Source organism: Methylocaldum marinum (assembly GCF_003584645.1).
Lineage (GTDB): Bacteria > Pseudomonadota > Gammaproteobacteria > Methylococcales > Methylococcaceae > Methylocaldum > Methylocaldum marinum.
Window position 1 is genome coordinate 1307913 of the sequence record NZ_AP017928.1, and the last position, 20311, is coordinate 1328223.

The following is a 20311-nucleotide window of genomic DNA, read 5'->3' on the forward strand; positions in this document are numbered from 1 at the left end:
AGGCCGCACGGGCTTTCTACCGGCAGAGGTTTAAGGAAATGAGTACGAAGTCTCGTTCGCCGGCTGATTCCCCCCGTCGCTGGAATGTCTATGCTAGCAGAGTACCGGTCGTGGGCAAGATGGTTCAGGGTCGAACGGCTCCTCAACTGGTAGAAGATGAGAGCGGCCGCTCAGGTTTGCATCGCTCCGCGCATATAGCAGCGTTCCTCCGGTACATCGTCATAATCGCCACGCAAGAAGGCTTCGCAGTCGGCCAGAGTTCGCTCGAGAGGTACGGAGAGCCCGGATATGCCGGTGTGCTCTGCAACAGTGTGGAAGGGCTGGCTGAGGTAACGCTGAAGTCTTCGGGCACGCAGCACCATGAGCCTGTCTTTTTCGGAAAGCTCCTCGATACCCAGCATCGTTATAATGTCTTCCAGCTCCTGATAGCGGGCCAGATGGGCGCGTACGGCCTCGGCCACCGTGTAATGCCGATCTCCCAGAAAATACCGGTCCATCATTTTACTGCCGGATAACAGCGGATCGACGGCCGGATAAATCCCCTTGGCCGCTTGCGTGCGCGACAGGATCACGCTGGTATCCAAATGGCCAAGGATGGCGTTTACCGCGGGATCCGTCATGTCGTCGGCCGGGACGTAAATCGCCTGCACCGATGTAATACCGCCCCGACGGGTCGATACGATTCGATCCTGCAGCTCCGCCACCTCGCTCAACAGCGTGGGTTGATAACCCACCGTGGCCGGCATCCGTCCGAGCAATCCGGAAACCTCGCTCCCCGCCTGAACGAACCGGAACGCGTTGTCCATCAGGAACAAAACTTCCTTGCCCAGAGCATCTCGTAGATATTCCGCATAAGTCAGCGCCGTCAGTCCGACCCGGAACCGCACGCCCGGTGATTCGTCCATCTGCCCGAAAACCAGCACGGCGTTGCCCATGACGCCGGTACCTCGCATTTCGTGCCACAGTTCGTGACCTTCGCGGATGCGTTCCCCGACCCCGGCAAACACCGAGACTCCCTGATGGAGGGCGACGATCGCATGCATGAATTCCATGATCAATACCGTCTTGCCGACCCCGGCACCGCCGAACAATCCCGTCTTGCCGCCGCGCACGAACGGGCATAAAAGATCGATGACCTTGATGCCGGTTTCCAGGATGCGGCTGGCCGGAACTGCTTCATGGAGCGCAGTAGGAGGCGCCAAGACTTCTCGAAACTCGGCGTTGGGCAGCGGTCCGCCTCCGTCCAGCGGGGCGCCGAAAACATTCAAGAGCCGCCCCAGGCATTCCGGCGAGACCGGTACCCGTAAGGCACCCTCGGTATCATAAACCGGCATGCCGCGTTTCAAGCCGGAGGTACGGTGCAAGGTGATCGCTCTGAGCCGCGTCGGATCGAGATGCTGGTGAACCTCGAACACATAACGCTCGTCGTCGATTGCGGCATACAAAGCCCGGTGCAAGGGCGGCAACGACCGGCAGGTGATGTCGACCACCGGTCCATAGACTTCGGCGATGTGGCCGACGGGTAGAGATGTCACTTGTGTATCCTCGGTCTTCGTCGTCGGTTTTGTGGGAAGCTTCCACCGGAACGCTAGGCAAGCTCCGACGCTCTTCGCATCAAGATCCAAAAGCGCCCGATTGAGCCATCGAGCGAATACCCAATCTCAGAAGCGTTCTTATCCTACACCTACCGGATTTGTAACGGATCCCATGTGCTGCCCTCAACCTGATCCGTTAACGCCGAGATAAATTTTCTCGACCAGGGTCCTGAACCAACAAGGCCTTGCCGCTACGACGTACAGACCGATTGTCCCGGTTACGGGGACCGGCGCGATATCCAGGACCAGCAGGATGAACAGGCACAAGAAAGATTTGATCCTGGCCGCCGTGGCTTTCTTTCCTTTTTCTTCCGCCGGCATTTTGGGATCGCCAGACCTGCAGGGCCGGTCTCGATACAGATTTTTCACGACCCGGTAAAACCATTCCGGCCTTTTGAGCAAGATAAACATGCCGATCAGGCAGGTCACCGACAATGGCCCGAATCCGATGATTGCCAGCACGGTCAGGAGCAAAAAGCTTTTTACCTGCGTACCGTTCATCTTGCCCCGCTTACTTTCAGCCAAAAGGATGCTTCTTCCATAGAATCACGCGACCAATCGTCAGTTTGAACCCGCCGGCAAATTCCCGAAAATACGACCGGATCCGGTGCGCTCAAGTCCACCGACACCGGAACGGTTTCCTAATCGCTGCTGGAGGCCGCAGGAAGGAAAACCGGATCGAGCACCGTTACAACGGCCCGCCCCCTTCTCCGGATCCGTCGCTTCCGGCAATCCGCCGATATCGCCTAACCCTCAATCCATTGCGCCGGCGACGGCAGCTATGATCCCGGCAATTCGTTCACTGCCGAGGCACTCCTGCTCCCAAGTTCGCAGAACGTTCCCGCGTTAGCAGTGACGCCAAATCCTGACCGCCGACAACACCAGGATCAACGCAAGTAGAGGCAGCAGAATCGTACCCGGAATCAGGCCGAGCAATCGTGCTCCAAGATATGCACCCAGCACCGAACCCGCCGCCATGATCCCCAGGAAGCGAGAATTCTGTCCCAGCACGGCGAAGGCCCTGTCCCGGCTGTAGCGGCCGATGCCGATGAGCATGGTCGGCAGACTCACCGCCAACGATAGGCTGCCGGCCAGTTTGATATCGGTCCCGAACAGTAGCATCAGAGTGGGAATCAAGAGTTCTCCACCCGCCACGCCCAAGAGCGATGCCGTCAGACCGATGCCGAAGCCCGCTGCCAAACCGGCAAGGATCAGCGCAATGCCTTGAAGCGACAAGCGGGCGGCGCTGTTGGCGTCATGGCCGAACAACAAGACCAAGGCGATTAAGGCCAACAATATTGCCATGACATGATAAAGCGTCTCCGCCCGGAGCCGAATCGCCCAACCCGCGCCGACCCATGCCCCCGCCGAACTTCCTGCCAGGAGATTCGCTATCACGTGCCAATGCGAAACCACGACAGCGACAGGCACGGTTCCGGTGCGGAACGGCAGAGCCGAGGCAACGACCAGCAAGCTGATCGCCTTGTTGACGATGACGGCTTCCAAAGCCGCAAACCGAAACGCTCCGATCAGCATCGGCAAGCGGAATTCCGCGCCGCCCAGCCCCATCAAGCCGCCCAAGGTTCCGATCAACGCTCCGCCGCCGAAGGCGGCCATTCCGCTTCGCGCGGTCACGGGCGCCGGTGATCCGAGCGACGGTGAATGCCCCTTGTCTTCCCGAGTCATGATGAAAGCACCGGTTTGCCCGGCGCCCGGAAATCGGAACGGAGCCACATGGTTCGCTCTTCCGAACCGGCCGCTTGCGGCACGGTCGAAATTGTCGAAACTCGGTACGTCATCGAATAGCGGTTCGTTTCATTTCCCAACAGATCGGCCCATCGTCGAAGATAGTCTAAAGCCATTCCATTCGCTATGGAGTCGAGCACGGAAGCCGATCCGGTTTGTATCCGGTATGCAACAGTACTTATTACGTAAAGGCGCGACTTGGTCTAGAGTTTTGCACCACAAAAAGGATAGACACCGAAGCATCGAACATCGCAGGATGACTGTTCGCCGCCTTTGAATCCGGCTGCGGAACAAAGCGTTCTTCATGTGCCTACAGGACTGTAACGAGTAAATACAATGAACGCCTTAACTATCGAACCGACCATCCGCCTCGCGCTCATCGACAGCGACCCCGCTTTTCGCCAAATCTGCAGGCAGGCTCTCGACCAGCATTCGTCCTTGCGGTTCGAACTCCGGGAGGCCGCCACCGGCCGCTTGGGGCTGAAACTGATAAGGGCTCAGATGCCCGACTGCATCCTGATCGATCGACACCTGCCGGATTTCGACCTGAGCGATCTGATTGCCGATTTGGTGGCGGAAACCGACCCGCTGCCGGTGCCTATAATCGTATTGACGTCGAACGATGACGTCGAGGCCGTGACGGACACGTTCAAGTGCTGTCCTTCGGACTGCCTCGTAAAATCCGTTGAACCGAAGTTCGTACAGTGGCTCCCGGACTCGATTGCCCGTGCCGTACGGCAGGCTCGATTACTGCGAGAAAGGGACGACGCCCTGGAAAGGCTGCGGCAAGCCGAAGCCAAATACCGCGCCCTGGCGGAACAAATCGAAGCAATAACCTATATTGCGTCGCTCGAAGCTCCGGGAAAACTGCTGTACGTCAGCCCGCAAATCGGGGCGTTGGGCTACAGCCCGGAAATCTGGCTGGACGATCCCCTGGGCATCGGTTTGATCAAATGGATCCACCCGGACGACCGGGAAATGGTCATCGAGCATTTCTCAAGAACTTATGAGCATCACGCGCCGCTCCGTTGCGAATACCGTGTCATTACCCACGATGGCAAGGCGCGCTGGGTCTTGGATAAAGCCCGGGTGGTTAACGACGCTGCCGGCCGGCCTCTGTTCCTGCAGGGGACACTCGTCGATATCGACAAAGACAAGAAGCTGGAGCGGGAGCTCGAGCATTTCCGTCGGCGTATAGAGGAGATGGAGAGCCACCGCGCGGAACAATTGACAAAACAATCCGCTCTGTTCCGGATCTCCGACGCGAACATCGACAAGTCGCTGAGGGACCGCATCGAGTTTGAGCGGTGCCTGGAGGATCTCCTGATTGCTGCCCGCGAGTGCCGATCCGAACATGTGTTGTGCTATCTGGACCTCGATCATTTCCGGATTTTCAACAACACCTACGGGCGCACCGCCGGCGATCAGTTGCTGCAGACCGTGGGAGACGTCCTGGAACGGCGGCTGAGGCAGAGCGACATCCTCGGGCGGCTGGGTGGCGACAAGTTCGGCCTTTTGCTGGAGAACTGCCCGCTCGAACGGGCGCGGATCGTCGCCAATAACCTTCGGGACGCCGTCAGGAACTGTTCGCTGCCATGGACCGAAAAGGATATTCGAATAGGCGTCAGCATTGGGATTACGGCGCTGGCGGCCGCAAACGGAGATGCGGCATCGGTGCTTCGAAGCGCCGATACCGCATGCCGTATCGCCAAGGAGAAAGGCCGCGATCGAACCTTCATGTTCGATGACCAAGGAAATGTTGTCCTGAACGAAGCACTTGCGGCAGCGGCCGCGCCTATCGGCCGAAGGACGGGTTGGCCCTTGATCGTCGATGCCAATGCGGCGCTACTGCGGAAAAAAGCCTGATCGGGCATGAATGTCGACTTTAGGAGCCGGAACCGCATGGTTTCGGCTTTTTGTTTAAACTAGAAACGGCAGTTGATCGTGCTCGAGTGTGCGGGGGCGGGTCGGCTGGCAAGCTTGTCCTGAGCTCCGTCGAAGGGCCTCGACGCCCCTGCGGGGCAGTCTCCAGCAACAAGGAGCGACGCCGGCACGTGGCCGGCCCGCCGTGCAATCGGGTACATAGCAGCGTCGTCCAAGCGAAGATATCGGTGGAAGACACGACGACCAGAATACGTGCGGCGTTTCTACGCGATCCAAGTGAACAACTGCCGTTTCCCGATTTAACCCTGCCGGCGAATGACGATCCGATTAATGCGGGTCGTCTTTGCTGCGTTCGTTCAACGGCACATAATCCCGAGTGACGGGGCCCGTGTAGAGCTGTCTCGGGCGACCGATCCGCTGTTCCGGGTCGGCCATCATCTCCATCCAGTGAGCCATCCAGCCGGCGGTACGCGCGACGGCGAACATCGCGGTAAACATACTCATGGGGATCTTCAAGGCGCGGTAAATGATGCCCGAGTAAAAATCGACATTGGGATATAGCTTGCGTTCGATGAAATACTCATCCTTCAGCGCGATTTCTTCCAGTTTAAGGGCGAGATCGAACAGCGGATCTTTGGTATCGGCCAATTTTCCGAGCACCTCGTAACAGGTCTCACGGATAATCTTCGCACGCGGATCGAAATTCTTGTACACACGGTGACCGAAGCCCATGAGACGGAACGGATCATTCTTGTCCTTCGCCCGAGCGAGGAATTGTGGTATGTGTTTGACATCTCCGATTTCCTGGAGCATCCTTATGACCGCTTCATTCGCGCCACCATGCGCCGGACCCCACAGTGCTGCAATTCCCGCTGCGATGCAGGCAAACGGATTGGCCCCCGAACTCCCCGCCAAGCGTACCGTCGATGTACTCGCGTTCTGCTCGTGGTCGGCATGCAAAACCAACAACAGGTCCAACGCGCGCTCCGCCACGGGATCGATCTCGAAAGCCTGCGTCGGCATCGCGAACATCATGTGCAGAAGATTGCCCGTGTAGCTCAGAGAATTCCTGGGATAGATTTGCGGCTGCCCCATAGTGTACTTGTAGGCCGCCGCCGCGATGGTGGGCATCTTGGCAACCAGACGTAGCGCCGCCAACTCTCGCGACCTCGGATCGTGGATATCCAAATAATCGTGATAAAAAGCGGAAAGCGATCCCACAACTCCTACCAAAACCGCCATCGGATGAGCGTCGTGATGAAACCCCTGGTAGAACAGCCGGAGGGATTCGTTGATCATGGTATGGTGCACGACTTCCTGCGTAAATTGCTGTAATTGCTTCTCGTTGGGCAACTCGCCGTACCAGAGCAGATACGTGACTTCCAGAAAGCTACTCTGCTCCGCCAATTGCTCTATGGGGTATCCGCGATACAGCAGAACTCCCTGTTCGCCGTCGATATAAGTTATTCCGCTCGCACAACTTGCCGTCATCGAATACCCGGGGTCAACTGTGAAACAGCCAACATCGTGGTAGAGCTTGGAAATATCCAGCACGGATGGCCCCATCGTTCCCTTCACTATCGGCAGAGAGGTCAGCTGCCTGCCATCGGGATCGGTTAACTTGACGTATTCGTTGCTCATAGTGGTTTCCACTTGAATTTGACTGATTGGATTCCAATGGTCCGCGGGAAGTTCGCAGAAGAGAAATCCATATGGCTTGTCATGGACTGGGCCATGGCGTAGGTCACCGGAACCGGAAACGCGACCGCACCATGGAAACGCAATTACGGAGAATTGTCGATACTTGGCGACGAAACGCCAGAACCGGCATCGGACGAATTGAGATTTTTTCCGGTATTTTCGAAGGGAGCAAGCGTCCCGGATGACGTTTCCGGTCAGAAACTCATGCGTATCCCGAATTCTCCGGCACGGCCGGGCTCGGGTGCGATATTGCGTAGATAGGAGGTGGAATTGCGGATGGTTTCGTTGAGCAGGTTCCGGCCTCTCACGAATATCATGAATTCCGCGTAATCCGCGGCAGCCAGACGATACTCGGCGCCCACGTTGAACAGCAGATATCCAGCCGTTCGAGTTTCGTTCTCGCCTGGGTTCCTCTGCGCCTCGGCGTTCATCAACCGGGCAAAGGCAGTCAGTTTTTCGAAGCCGTAATCCACCTGAAAACCATAGCGGAGCGGCGGCATGCGCGGCACGTCGCCACCGTGATTGAAGCGGCCGCGGACGTAGTCTGAGAACAGAGTGAGATCGAGCTTTCCGAAAGCCCGGTCGAACACGGGAAATTTGACGCTGGCTTCGAAGCCCTGGAACGTCGCGTCCGACTGTGAGCTCTCGAGCACCGGAATGCACGCGTCATCTTCCGAGCAGGCGGCCTCGAATTTCTCGGTTTCGCGATTGAAAACAGTACCGGGATTGCGCTGAAAGATATAATCATTCACCCAATTGTGGAACAAATCGATTTCGGCGCTAACCCACCCCGTGTTGTACCTGAAGCCAAGGTCAAGGTTGTAGGATGTCTCTTCCGAGAGCGTGGGGTTACCGATTTCGAAACTCCTCGTCGCGGCATGGAAGCCGTTGGAGAACAGTTCCTGAACCTGGGGCGCCCGTTGCGAACGGGTTACCGCAAAGGTCACCGCCGCGTCGTCGCGCAAGTTCCACACGGCCGAGCCGGAGGCGCTGATCGGGGTGTGCGAGCGGCTTCTCCGGTCAACCGGTCTGATGGTTTGATCTTCGACCCGGAGCCCCAATTCGAATAACACATCGCGCCAGTGCATATCCTCCACGGCAAAAAAGCCGTAGGAAGAAATTTCCGATTTCGGCACCACGGCCTCCTCTCCCACCGCGGAGAATTCGCTCTCCTGAACCTGGGCGCCGACCACCCCGTGCCAGGGGCCGATGTGCTTGTGAACCAATTCGATACGGCCTTCCACCGCTTCGTTGCGGAATATCGTGCCCGCGGCACCGTTCTCCCTTTCCACGTGGCGGTAGTCGGTGTAGCCCACGCGCATCTTGAGCGTCTCGGCGAAAGCCAAGGGGTCATATAGCTCGCTTTTGAAATCGTAGCGCGACTGCTCCATGTCGACACGAATCCGGTCGAGGCCGCTGGCTTCTTCTTCGCCGTGTTCATGTCCGTGGTCATGTGCGCCGGGCGGAATGCCGTATTCGTTTTCCAGCCGGTTAACGGAAAAACCGAAAAACCCCGGTTCACCGACGAGCGAAAAGCCCACCGTGCCGCCGCGAGCCCTCGCATCGGTGTTGGCGACGTAACCCTTGGTGTTGACGATGGCTTCATCATGGCCTTCCGCGCCGTGGGAGGCGCCTTCGGCCTTTTCGTCGATGGCGTAGCCCGGAATCTCGATATTGTTCCGATCCCGGTAAAAGCCGTCCAAATGTAGGGCGAATAGGCCTCGTCCGGCATCCAGCCGCAACGCGCTGGTGGTTTCGTCGGACACGGTGTTGTAGCGCTGCTCTGCTGCACCGGAGATGACCTGCTCCGGCACCCGGTCCGGAATCCGATTGTCGATGACGTTGACCAGTCCGCCGATGGCTCCGCTACCGTACAACAGAGTTTGAGGACCCCGCAGCACTTCGATGCGCTCGGCCAGGATCGGCTCCACTGCATTGGCATGGTCGGGGCTCAGCGTGGATACATCTTGAATGCCGAGGCTGTCCTGCATGACCCGCACACGTGGGCCGCTCTGCCCGCGAATGACCGGCTGGCCGACACCGGCTCCGAAAGATGAGCTGCTTACCCCGAGTTCCTGACTCAAAGTCTCGCCCAAGGTATTGCCTGATTTCCGGGTCAGTTCTTCCCCTCTCAAGACATTGAAGGGACGCGCCATCTCCTCGGCAAATTTATGCACCGGCGCAGTAACCAACACCGGCTCCAGCTCTTCTACCGCTTCATCTTCTGCAGCCACGCCGGAAGAAACATACACAGACGAAACCAGAAGCAGGACGACTCGCTTTTGCATAATTGTTATCGGGTTCTTTTGCGCTAATGTTATAGCGTTACAAAAATATGACAAACTCGGATGCTTTGAAGAGCCTCAGCCCGATACGCCGAGCATCAAGCTTCGGCTTCGGGCTGTACGCAATGGGGACACAAGCCGTGGATCTCGATGGCTTTCCGGTGAAGTTTGAACCCCGCTTCCTCGACTTCACTCGCGACCGCGGCCATCACCTCGGTTCCCGGCCTCTCCTCGACGTTTCCGCAGCGTTCGCAAATCAGCAATAATTGCTCATGCCGACGTTCCGAGCAGTTGCAGCCGATAAATGCGTTCAGACTTTCGACGCGATGAATCAGTTTCTGCTCGAGCAGAAACTCCAGAGCCCGATACACCGTCGCGGGCTTTGCGGCCTGTTCGAATGGCTTAATCCGATCGAGCAGGTCGTAAGCCTTGACCGCCCGATGGCTTTCCCAGATAAGCTCGAGCACCTTGCGGCGAATCGGCGTCAGCCGAACCTCGCGCTGTGCGCACAGTTGCTCCGCTACGCGCAGCGCTCGGTCGACGCAGCCGCGGTGATCATGGGTGGGTGTCAGGTATTCTTCTCGACTCGGCGGAAGCCGGACATTCATGGATTGAGCCTCTAAGGCCTTGCTCGTGAGTGTTACTTTATAACGTTTCTATATTGACAGCAAGCGCGAATGCGCCGGAATACGATGCCTTCGGTTTTAAACCCGGAATCCGCCTTACTCGATATACGCGAAATCGGGAAGTACCCGAACTTCGGTCGACAACTGATAGGGATTTCCACTGGGGGTGTGCAGGTCAATTTCGACCATATACGCTCGATATTTGTCGCACGGAGTGAACACGAGCGTAGCGGCACCGTTACTCACCGGGTCGAGATCCAGTCCCCGGCTCGACCACACGTCGTTACGAAAATCCCGATCCGAGGACTCCGCGGTCCAGAGACGTATTGCGGTAGGTTTCGCATCGGTCTCCACCTGTATCATCTCGGTGTCGTTCGTCGGTTGAGTGTGAGTCCACACCAGTCTCGGTAATGGGTGATCGCGGGCCACCAGCTCGAAGAAGCTGGCAAGAGTCTGTTTGGCTTCCGGTGTGCTGCCGGCACCATGGCCAGCGTTCGGCGCCCGGAACAGAAATTTCGGATCGGGCAGATCGTGCCAGTAATGTCGTAGCGAATCTACCGTCCAATAAGGATCGTTGGTCCCGAGCAGCAGTAGCTTCGGCATTCGGTAACGCTCCCGATACGCATAGGGATCCACCCAAACCCGCAACCGATGCAGGGGACTGTCTTCCAGGGCGAGATGCAGTCCCAAATCGGTGTAATCGTGGATATACTCGCTCTGCTGTCCGTAGATTTTCTCGGTCCATCGCAGCTGCGTCTTCATGTTCAGCATGTCGAACACCATCGGCGCGATGGCCTTTACCCGCCTGTCGACGGCTGCCGTCAGCCACGCGGTCCAACCGCGCTTCGACGCACCGGCAACCAGAAACTTCTCGATGCCGACGCTCAATGTCCTGCCGGCGAACTCCTGAATCGCATCCATGCCGCGTACCGCGCTTTTCACCATGGGAAATAGCAGCGGCCAGGTCCGGTCGTTGGTCGCCGCATATCGATCGAATGTAAAAGCGACCAGTGCATCCTCGCTGCGTCCGTACAGCGGCTGATTCGGAACCCCGGTAATTGCCGCCGCAATAGCGCCGGCTTGTTCCGCCGCCGCTCGCAACAGATCAATGCACGCGGAGCCATCGTGCGTAATCAGGAAAAAAGCGGTCCCCGGATTACGTAATTCTCTGGGCTGAGCGATCAGTAGGCCGTGGCTCCATTGCTCGCCGCGCCATTTTTGCGAAATCAATTCCAGGCGGTTCAACGTCCCCCACGTTTCGCGCGTTTCAGATTCATATCTCCACAGATAGACGGCATCCGGCGCGTTAACATAATCTTCCAGCGCTCCAACCATTCCTCCTCCACTCCATCAAAGATGCGTCAAGACCTACCAATATAGACCGACAATCCTTACAGATTGTCTTCGACTCGAATCGAGAGCTGCATCGTTCAAGCGCGGACCTCCCCTGGGCCCCTCTAAACAGCCACGACAACTCTTTGTATTACCGTATTTTTTTTGAATTCTTGACGGAACTTTCACGACCGAAAGTTGTTTAATACCTTACCAGGAAAACTGATTATTTATTGCACTACTTCACCTTCACCATCCTATTGCCCGGACCGGGTCGAGAACGACTCCTCGCCATTTGCTTCGAAACCATACGGATCACCGGCTCGACGCCTCTCGGCGCCGAAGTCCGGTCTCCAAACCTACGTAATACTTCGAGGAATCCTCCAAGCACGAATCTACCATTCCCTGGGCAAGCGATTCGAGGCCCCTTGAATGAACTCACAATGACCCGGATGTTCCGGCTCTTTTTATCTTCAATTTCGTTGATGACCCGTACAAACCATAGCATCTCGCGCCCAGGTGTCTGCCTGGCGGGATGCGCCAAAGAAGATTTGTACGGTAGGAGCAAGCAGTTTATGAATCACGTGAAAGAACGCGAAAATACCCTCGAAATCCCGGCCGCTTCGGTTCCGCCCGCAGCTAATGTCGAACATGATGAAAATAGCGCCGACAGCACTGCAAAGCCGTTGGAAGGGAAAGCAGAGCCGGCGCGCAAGAGCACACGAAAGACCTCGAAGGCCGCAGTGCCGAGCGTGTCCCCTCTGGACTTGCCGAGCGATGTATTCGAAGCGGGACTGGAGCGGCGTAAGCACAATCGCGCAGCGATATTGAATTGGATACGCGAAGCGTTGGTCGAAGGCACCGACTACGGGCGCATCCACCTCTTCAACCGGGAAAAATGCACTTTCGCCAGGCGCGGCGAAGCCGACTCCTGCCCTATCGGCAGCCACTGGAGCAAACCCAGCCTGTTCAAGCCGGGCGCAGAGAAAATTTGCGGCATGCTCGGCGTCACCGTGCACTATCCCAATCTCACAGCCTATGAGCAGGCCGCTCTCTCGGGACAACCTCTCGGCACGATCATTCTGCGCTGCGAATTGCGCGACAGCCAAGAACGGACGGTGGCCGAAGGCATAGGTGCGCGCAGCGTGCAGCAGGACTACGGGGACCTCAACAAAGCCCTCAAGATGGCCGGGAAGTCGGCTCACATCGATGCGACCCTGCGCATGGCGGGCCTGAGCGAGGTATTCACCCAGGATCTGGAGGACATGCAGCTAGGGCCGAGCTCAAAGCCACACACCGCAGAGCGGAACAAGCCCGCTCGGCGCGGCACCGAGCCCGCTCCGTCAGAATCTACGTCGGCTTCCGAGACCTCGGGACGTAGCCACCGGTTCAGCAGCGTTTCGCAGGACCAGATCGAAAAGCTGGAAGCTCGTATCGAACAACTGGGCCTGGACCGTGAGCGAGTCCTGCGTTGGGTCAGAGCTGCGAGCAGACACAAGATGAACGCTTTCGAAGAGTTGAGCCCCGAGATCTATGACAAACTGCTCGGGAAGTTGGACGAATGGGCTAGCCCGACTTCGAACGAATCGAGGTAACGACGTGGAAACCAAGCTTTACGAGATTGCCGATCAATACCAGCAGGCCTTGAACGAACTCATGAATCCGGATTTGCCACCGGATGTGGTGGAGGACACATTGGAAGCGCTGTCCGGCGAAATTTCCGTCAAAGCCTGGAACATAGCCGCCGCCCTCCTGCACATGGAGGGCGAAGCGGAACTGATTCGTCAGGCCGAGGAACGAATGAGCCGGCGGCGAAGGGCATTGGAAACCCGGGCGGCCGGATTACGGCGGTATCTGAAGGTCCAACTGGAGCGCATCAATATACGCGAGATTCGAAGCCCCCAATTCATCATAAAAGTCAAGCAAAATCCGCCCAAGGTCATCCTCGACGACGAGTCGGCCGTCCCCGGCGCATTTAAGCGTGAGGAAAGTATTATTCATATCGACAAGAACGGAATAAAACAGGCACTACTAGCAGGACGAACAGTACAGGGCGCTCACCTCGAACAGGAAACTCGGCTCGACATTAGTTGATGGGCGTTACCGTTTTGTGACGATAATCATACGCACATGCCCTGAAATCAACCGACTCTATTCCATTTTCGTTACATCAATATCGCCTATGGCAAGCTTCGGTATACTGCCGAAAGCAGGTACTTGAAACGGGAATATAGCACCTACGGGCGATTACTTATGGAAATAAGTGCGGAAAAATAGTTTATTTGTTTCTCCAAGGAGCGGAGCTGAAGCCGTTATAGACGGATAATATATTGTGGCCTTCGGCGCATATGTCATTTGAGTGGGTATTGAGGAGTTATCTTGTGAACAGGAAATTGTATGTCGGAAATCTGAATTATGGTCTTGGGAATGATGACTTGCACCAGCTTTTTGCGGCGCATGGTACGGTATACTCGGCCCATGTCATCATGGATCGAGAAACAGGGCGCTCCAAGGGGTTCGGATTCGTGGAAATGGGCAGCGCCCAGGAAGCACAGGCCGCCATTGCGGCCTTGAACGGCAAGGAAGTGAGCGGCCGCAGCCTGACGGTAAATGAAGCCCGCCCTCCCCAAGACCGAGGTGAACGCAACGGCAGCTCCAATCCCTTCGTGACGGCCGGAAGGCGTAACGGAGGTTACGGCGACCGCCGAGGCTAATCAGCATTCAGCAAATCGTCTTCGAGCGCCGACCGGTTCATTGAACCGGTCGGTCACTACACCACCCCACATTTCTCCACCTAGATCGTTCTTTTGACTCGATCGCGTTTCGCACGGCTCAATGCGTTGGAAGCGCGGCGGCGAGATCCTGCGCCAAGGCATCGAGCGCTCGACCTTGCGCGGCGGCCAAAGCCGCATGATCGCGGGCCGTCACCGGAATCGCCAGGCTGGTATGTCCGCGCCGGGCTATCGTTTTCTGATCTGCCTTGATCGTCCACAGCGCCTCGAAAACGACGCTCTCTCCCGGACGGAGTTCGAATCGGGAAACATCCACCAGAATGCGCTCGCTCGGGTCGAAAGACGCCATTTGGGAGTAGGCGGCTACCGTCGCATCGCGGACCAGGTGGGAAAGTCGAGCGGTCAGCGCGGCGGTGATCTCATCCTTCAAAGGTGCCGCCCAGCGGTGCTGCTCCAGCACTTCGAGTTCATGCTCGCTCTTGGCCACAACCCACTGGGGCTGATTCAAAGCGGCCGGTACCGTAACCGGCCCGAGCATGATGACGTTGCCGGCGTCGCTCAGGGTCCCACGCGTGGCGATGGGGCCATTCGCCGGCATCAGTGTATAAAAGCGTGCCGGTGACGAGGTGGCGCAGGCGGTAAAAAATCCGACAAGCATCGTCGTCCACAGTAGACGGGTCATCACTATTTTTCCTTCCCCATGATCAGCGATTCGGGGTGGCGCTCGAGATAATCCAACATTACGCGCAAGGATTGGGCTGCGCGGGAAACCTCGTTCAGGGCATCACGAACGTCGTGCTGTAGCGGCCCGTCACCGGCGAGCGTCTTCTGTGCTTCGCCCAGGGTACGTCTGGCGTCCGACATCGTGGTCTTCATCTCCGGCACCAATTCACGGTCCAGGCTGGACGCCAGCCGTTCCACGCTTTGCAGGGTCCGGTTCAATGAACTCATGGTTTGCCGGAGATCCGCGACAACCTGATCGAGCGGCAATTTGTCCAATTTCTTGACGATATTCTCGGCACTCTCCGAGAGCGACTGCAAGGTACCCGGCATAGTCGGAAGCTCCGGCGGTTCTCGCGTCCAGTCCAGGTGTGCCGACGGTGCGGCCGGGAAGAAATCGAGGGCGACATAAAGCTGTCCCGAGATGAGATTGCCGGTGCGCAATTGCGCCCTCAGTCCTCGTTCCACCATGCGGCTCAATTGTCCCTGCACCGCCTCGCGGGTCGTTGCGACAGATTCGCCCGCCCGATTGCGAATCATTCCGCTCCATCTCAAACCGACATCAACGGCAATCCGGAAGCGGTGGTTCCGTGCATCCCACTCACCGCGTATTCCCGTGACCTCTCCTGCGGGCAGCCCCCTGAAATCGAGCGGAGCACCGACCGATAGTCCGCGTATCGTCTCGTCGAAGTACAAGACCATGTTTCTCGGTTCGGATTTAGGGGGCGCGAAAGCCGCGGCTCGATTGGCAAAGAGGGGAAATGTCGAGTCCTCCGGCGCGGGTTTCGCCACTCCACTGTCTGGCGGAATGGAAAACGCGATCCCGCCCAACATGATGGTCATCAGAGACTCCGTGTCGAGTTTTATCCCATTGGCGTCCAGCGTTAGATCGAGTCCGCTGGCGTGCCAAAATCGGGTGTCGCCCACCACGAAACGATCATACGGCGTTTCCACGAAAACCTGGAGGGTGACGCCGGTTCCCGCCGGATCCATTTCGAACCCGAGCACCTTGCCCACTGCGATATGCCTGAAATAAATGGGAGAACCCACGTCCAGAGAGCCCAGGTCTTCTCCTTTGAGTACGAAGCGTTTGCCCTGCAGGTCGGAGGTCAGAATCGGCGGAACATCCAAACCTTGGAATTGATATTCGCGTTCGGCGGAGCTGCCCACGTCCATACCAATATAAGAGCCGGAAAGCAGGGTACCCAAGCCGGAAATGTTGCCGGCGACAACCCGCGGACGCACGATCCAGAAGCGGGTATCTTTCACCAGCCAATCCTCGGTGCCGTTGCGCATTTCGGCGGTGACGATGACGCTGGAGCGGTCGCTGCTGAGGGCTACATCCGTAACTTTGCCTACTTCCACGTCCCTATACTTGATAGTGGTCTTGCCGGGTTCCAGCCCCTCGGCGCTCTTGAAAACGAGGGTGACCACGGGGCCTTTTTCGGAGATGGCTTTCCAGGCCAGCCAGGCACCGATCAGCGCTGCGACCAATGGAATGACCCAGACGATGGAAAAAGTAAAACGGCTTGGTGGTGCAACCACCGCGGCCGGCAATGAATCGCTCGGATCAGTTTCCGGAGCGGACTTGGCATCGTTATCTCGTATGAACATTGTCTTGGATGGAATCCCAAATCAGTCGAGGGTCGAAGCTCATGGCAGCGCACATGGTGAGCACAACCACGGCGCCGAAGGCTATGGCCCCGGGCCCTGCCTGCACAGCCGCCAAAGGACGTACGTCCACCAGGGCCACCAGCATGGTAACGACGAAAATATCCACCATCGACCAGCGCCCGAGCCTTTCGGTCAGCCGATACAGCCGGGTACGATCGAGCGGACGCCAACGAGAACCGGCCTGCACCGTCACCAGGAGCACAACGAGAGCCATCAGCTTCAGGAGAGGCACCATCACGCTGGCAAAGAACACCAGTAGCGCCAAGGGCCACGATCCCGACATCCACAGATAGACCACACCGCTCATGATGGTGTCGACTTGAGCCCCGACGATCGATGAGGTAGACATGACCGGTAACACGTTGGCGGGAATGTATAAGATCATGGCGGCGATCAGGAGAGACCAGCAGCGGCCGATACTATTCGGTTTGCGGACATGAAGCGCACCCCCGCATCGCGAGCAATGCTGTTCCATGTTTTCCGGCGAGGCTCGGGCAAGCAGTCCGCAGGCATGGCAGCTCAGATAGCCGGCCCCGGCATTTGCCTTTGTTCCGGTGGGATAGCGTCGACCCAGACGCAACCATATCTCTTCGCTATCCAAGGAGGCCGCAGTCGCCGCCATGACGAAAATAAAGGCCCCGAAAAGCCATAGCGACCAGCCCGGCTGAACAGTCGCCATGTGGGCGAGCTTGACCAGGGCGACGAGGATTCCCAGCATCAGCACTTCGATCATGCCCCACGGTCGCAGCGCCTGAATCAATCGGAACACTGCCGCTTGTCCGCGGATTTTTTTGTTCAGCTTGAGAGGGAGCAGAACAAATAACAGTCCGGATAGCTCCATTGCCGGCACTACGAAGGTAGTAAATAGCACCAGGCCGGACATTATGCCCATGCCCTGCTTTTGCAGTTCCAGAACGGCACCGACCAGCGTCGTCTCGGTATGTTTGCCCTGGATGCTCAGCCCCAGAATCGGGTACATATTGGCAACCGCGAACAAAATGAATGCCGCAAGGGAAAAAGCCAATGTCCGGTCCAGGGTGTCTCTCGGCGCATGATACAGCTGCGCGCCGCAACGGCGGCAGCGCGCACTCTGCCCCGGCGCAAGCGGAACCTTGCGCTGAAGAAGATCACATTCATGACAGGCACAAAGCTTATCGAAATCGCCGAAGGCAGGGGCAGCCTCTGCGGCAGAACTAGCGGACGAATACACGAGAGGACAGTGGAGAACTGAATTGAGCTGTTAAGAATCGAACTTCGTGGGTTATTTTTACTGTAAAACTCCCCCGATTCCGGAGAATGCCGCCGAAATACTGCACAAAGACCAGGCACTCGCGCCCCGGCCGCAGGCGATCTCTTTATCCGCCGATGAGAACGGTGGGCTGGCCCGAGACGATTACCCCGCCGTGAGCCGTTAGATCGCCCATGCGCGCCGCCGGCTGACCGCCGATCAATACAGTGGCCGAGCCCTGAGCGATAGTATCCGGCGGACCGACACAGGTTACCACATCGCCGACTCGAGCGGCGGGCAAAGAACCGATCAGGACTGTGGGTGCACCGGGAGCGGTGATCGGTCCACCGACATGGGGTTTGGGTCCGTCGAACATGGGACAGGTATGCATGTCGGTGAGGCGGGCCGCGGGTTTGCTCATATGAACCTTGTTTCACCCATCATTCAGCGTACTTCATGGCTTTGGAACGGCAGGTTTGGGTGCCAACCGCCCGTTGCCCCGGCAGGCGATGTCTATCCCCTGCATCAGAAACTGCCGGTATTTTTCCGGCGCATTTTCCGGTTCGCTTTGCACCGCGGCCAACATCACGGCCCCGGCAACCGCCTTGCCCGTGAGGTTATCCGCAGGCAGAACGACCGGCGCCTCCGGTGGCGCCATGCTACCCCCGCTCCAAAAAGCGCCCATCGCCGCCCAACTCTCTGGTCCCTGGAATTGGCGCGCTTCCGCAGCGGCAAACGCCATTCGGCGGTGCTCCTCATTAAGCTTGTAAACCCAATGTTCGGCAATTTGAACCGGTTCAGCGCTGTTGCGGCGGGATTATCTCCCAAAGCGCTGCGGGCGCACAGGCCGGCCCACCACGTCGCCTCGCGCTTCGGAAGCGCTCGCGCCAGAAATTTGACGGCGTCCGGATATAAGGCATTTTCCATGAGCAATCGCAAAGATTCGGCTGCGCCGACCTCGGGGCTCAGCAATCGGCGCGCCGCCTCGTCGAGGTCGATGTCCCGGCAGACGGACACTGCATTGGCAGCGGTAACCTTGGTGTATACGCGTTCAATCATCGTTAAATCCCGGCTCGGATAAGAACTCGCTTAATTGACCCTGACGAGACCGCCCTTGGCGGTCAGCATCCCGTCACCTTTTACGGTCGTCATGGGCGCTTTGAGCTCGGCCATGGTTGTTCCCTCGATGTTGATCATCATGCCTTTGATCGTCACCCCGGTCTGATCGATCTTGATGCTGTTCTGGCCCACCTTGAGTTCGATGGACTGTATCGCCTCCAGTGTGCTTTTGCCCAGGTCGATCTTGGTCTCCTGGTTTCCCTGTTTGATTGAAAGGGTGTGATTGCTCATGTCCAGGAGCACTTCCCAGTTGCCCTGCTTGAGCTGCAGCTTGTCATTACCCTGCTCCAGCGTTGCCGTCCGGTTATTGTAAATGTCGACCGTCTGGTCGCCGGGGTCCTGTTTGTCAAAACCGACCCTGAGCGTGGCACTGTTTTCGACGACCACGTTCATGTCCTTCTCGGCATGGATATAGATTTCCTCGTTCCCGATGTCGTCTTCCATGCCGATCTCGTTAAAGTTATCCGACGCGCCCTGCTTCGAGCTGCGTGACTTGATGCCGGTTTGCGTGGCCTTGTCCGGCAATGGATAGGGAACGGTCTGTTCCGAGTTGTAGACGCGCCCGGTGATGATGGGTTGGTCCGGGTTGCCTTCCAGAAAATCCACGATCACTTCCTGTCCGATGCAGGGTATCGCAATCGCTCCCCATCCCTTGCCCGCCCAAGCCTGGGACACGCGCACCCAGCATGAACTGGTCTCGTCCCGGCTCTCGGCGCGGTCCCAGTGAAACTTGACCTTCACGCGCCCAAACTGCTCTTGGTTTCACGAAGTCGAAGTCGTTCACGGTATAGCTGCCGGGCTGAACGACCCGTCTAAAGGACCAGGCGAAGAGATGATACCGAAGGCGCCGTTCCTGGTTATCCGGCGGTAGAAAGGGTACTTCGGCATAGCCGGAGACTTCGGAATGGGCATTGGCGGAATCGACGAGATTGAGCGTGTGCTTATCGTTCTCGTGCTTGAAGAAATAGTAGATGCCTTCTTCTTCCAACAGTCGATTGACGAAATCGAAGTCGCTTTCGCGGTACTGCACGCAGTACTCGCGCAGTCGATAGGTTTCGCTCAGCGACTCCTGGACATCGCCGCTGAAACCGTGCTCCTCGAAAATCGCCTTGACGATTTGGGGCACGGTCTTATCCTGAAAGATGCGGCAATTGGTCTTGCGTGTCAGAAACCACAGCCACGGCCGTAGTATCGCCCGGTAATGAGCGAACTGGCCGAGATCGGGTTCCTGGCTGAATTGGACGGCGTAGCCGTTGAAATAACGGGTTCCGCCGTGGGGAAGCTCCAGGGCGACGGTGAGTTTCTTTCCCAGAATGTCCTTAGCCGCGAGATTCCGATTTTCGCTGAGCAAGTCCACTTCCAATTCAAACGAACGGCTGAACTCTTCTCGCCCTTGCATCCGGAAAAACAACAAAACGTCTTTAACCAAAAGGGCTCGTTACGGAAACCGACCGGAAATCCTGGATAAACGACATAGGAATGACTCGTTGGATTTATTGGAGGGCGACTCTTATTAATCCGGCCCTTAAATACCCTATTGATTCCGTTCGGGCTGAGCTTGTCGAAGCCCCAAGCCGAGTGCCTTTCGACAAGCTCAGGGCGAACGTTATTTTGGGCCGGGTCAATAAATAATAGAGTTGTACCTGATGCTAATGCATGGTATTGATAG

General features: G+C 57.5%; 17 protein-coding genes and 2 pseudogenes. 4 read left to right on the forward strand and 15 right to left on the reverse strand.

The annotated features are described in order from the left end of the window. Window positions 1–170 precede the first annotated feature (170 nt). From atpD to sS8_RS05545, 3 genes are all read right to left on the reverse strand, one after another. Window positions 171–1535: a F0F1 ATP synthase subunit beta gene (gene atpD, locus sS8_RS05535; protein ID WP_119632628.1), complete on the reverse strand. Its 1365-nt coding sequence runs from the start codon at window positions 1533–1535 to the stop codon at window positions 171–173. A 183-nt stretch (window positions 1536–1718) separates the two neighbouring features. Next, the gene (locus sS8_RS29005; RefSeq protein ID WP_232020525.1) at window positions 1719–2096 is read right to left on the reverse strand and encodes a hypothetical protein; all 378 of its coding nucleotides are present in this window, start codon (window positions 2094–2096) and stop codon (window positions 1719–1721) included. 345 nt (window positions 2097–2441) lie between these two features. Then, window positions 2442–3281, reverse strand: coding sequence for a sulfite exporter TauE/SafE family protein (locus sS8_RS05545; RefSeq protein WP_119628776.1), 840 nt, complete (start codon window positions 3279–3281; stop codon window positions 2442–2444). A gap of 396 nt (window positions 3282–3677) precedes the next feature. Here sS8_RS05545 and sS8_RS05555 point away from each other — a divergent pair, with 396 nt between their 5' ends. Further along, a complete protein-coding gene (locus sS8_RS05555) occupies window positions 3678–5207 on the forward strand; it encodes a GGDEF domain-containing protein (RefSeq protein ID WP_119628778.1) in 1530 nt (509 codons plus the stop codon). Between the two features lie 345 nt (window positions 5208–5552). On the opposite strand, the gene sS8_RS05560 is transcribed toward sS8_RS05555, so the two are convergent. The 4 genes from sS8_RS05560 to sS8_RS05575 all read right to left on the reverse strand — a co-directional run bounded on the left by sS8_RS05560 (window position 5553) and on the right by sS8_RS05575 (window position 11172). Then, window positions 5553–6866: a citrate synthase gene (locus sS8_RS05560; protein ID WP_119628779.1), complete on the reverse strand. Its 1314-nt coding sequence runs from the start codon at window positions 6864–6866 to the stop codon at window positions 5553–5555. Window positions 6867–7120: 254 nt separating this feature from the next. Next, window positions 7121–9214, reverse strand: coding sequence for a TonB-dependent receptor (locus sS8_RS05565; RefSeq protein ID WP_119628780.1), 2094 nt, complete (start codon window positions 9212–9214; stop codon window positions 7121–7123). A 95-nt stretch (window positions 9215–9309) separates the two neighbouring features. Further along, window positions 9310–9819 carry a transcriptional repressor gene (locus sS8_RS05570; protein ID WP_119628781.1) on the reverse strand — a complete coding sequence of 170 codons (510 nt, stop codon included), beginning with the start codon at window positions 9817–9819 and terminating at the stop codon, window positions 9310–9312. A 114-nt stretch (window positions 9820–9933) separates the two neighbouring features. Next, window positions 9934–11172, reverse strand: a complete 1239-nt coding sequence (locus sS8_RS05575) for a PhoPQ-activated protein PqaA family protein (RefSeq protein ID WP_119628782.1) — start codon at window positions 11170–11172, stop codon at window positions 9934–9936. A 572-nt stretch (window positions 11173–11744) separates the two neighbouring features. On the opposite strand from sS8_RS05575, the gene sS8_RS05580 reads away from it, so the two are divergent. From sS8_RS05580 to sS8_RS05590, 3 genes are all read left to right on the forward strand, one after another. Then, window positions 11745–12764: a hypothetical protein gene (locus sS8_RS05580; RefSeq protein WP_232020526.1), complete on the forward strand. Its 1020-nt coding sequence runs from the start codon at window positions 11745–11747 to the stop codon at window positions 12762–12764. Window positions 12765–12768: 4 nt separating this feature from the next. Beyond that, window positions 12769–13263, forward strand: coding sequence for a siphovirus Gp157 family protein (locus tag sS8_RS05585; protein WP_170160966.1), 495 nt, complete (start codon window positions 12769–12771; stop codon window positions 13261–13263). 287 nt (window positions 13264–13550) lie between these two features. Next, window positions 13551–13883: an RNA recognition motif domain-containing protein gene (locus sS8_RS05590; protein ID WP_119628784.1), complete on the forward strand. Its 333-nt coding sequence runs from the start codon at window positions 13551–13553 to the stop codon at window positions 13881–13883. 118 nt (window positions 13884–14001) lie between these two features. Here the strand turns inward: sS8_RS05590 and sS8_RS05595 are convergent, their stop codons facing one another. The 8 genes and pseudogenes from sS8_RS05595 to sS8_RS29020 all read right to left on the reverse strand — a co-directional run. Next, window positions 14002–14583, reverse strand: a complete 582-nt coding sequence (locus sS8_RS05595; protein WP_119628785.1) for a PqiC family protein — start codon at window positions 14581–14583, stop codon at window positions 14002–14004. A gap of 2 nt (window positions 14584–14585) precedes the next feature. Next, complete coding sequence (locus sS8_RS05600; protein ID WP_119628786.1) at window positions 14586–16235, reverse strand: PqiB family protein; 1650 nt, start codon at window positions 16233–16235, stop codon at window positions 14586–14588. Beyond that, a complete protein-coding gene (locus sS8_RS05605) occupies window positions 16219–17505 on the reverse strand; it encodes a paraquat-inducible protein A (RefSeq protein WP_119628787.1) in 1287 nt (428 codons plus the stop codon). Before sS8_RS05605 ends, sS8_RS05600 begins: the two co-directional genes overlap by 17 nt. Before the next feature lie 145 nt (window positions 17506–17650). Then, window positions 17651–17944 carry a PAAR domain-containing protein gene (locus sS8_RS05610; protein WP_119628788.1) on the reverse strand — a complete coding sequence of 98 codons (294 nt, stop codon included), beginning with the start codon at window positions 17942–17944 and terminating at the stop codon, window positions 17651–17653. A gap of 33 nt (window positions 17945–17977) precedes the next feature. Continuing rightward, window positions 17978–18265: a DUF6931 family protein gene (locus tag sS8_RS29010; RefSeq protein ID WP_232020527.1), complete on the reverse strand. Its 288-nt coding sequence runs from the start codon at window positions 18263–18265 to the stop codon at window positions 17978–17980. 122 nt (window positions 18266–18387) lie between these two features. After that, a pseudogene (locus sS8_RS29850) lies at window positions 18388–18582 on the reverse strand (DUF6931 family protein); the annotation flags it as partial. 30 nt (window positions 18583–18612) lie between these two features. Next, the gene (gene tssI, locus sS8_RS29015; RefSeq protein WP_232020528.1) at window positions 18613–19383 is read right to left on the reverse strand and encodes a type VI secretion system tip protein TssI/VgrG; all 771 of its coding nucleotides are present in this window, start codon (window positions 19381–19383) and stop codon (window positions 18613–18615) included. 49 nt (window positions 19384–19432) lie between these two features. Beyond that, a pseudogene (locus tag sS8_RS29020) lies at window positions 19433–20041 on the reverse strand (type VI secretion system Vgr family protein); the annotation flags it as partial. Between the last annotated feature and the right edge of the window lie 270 nt (window positions 20042–20311).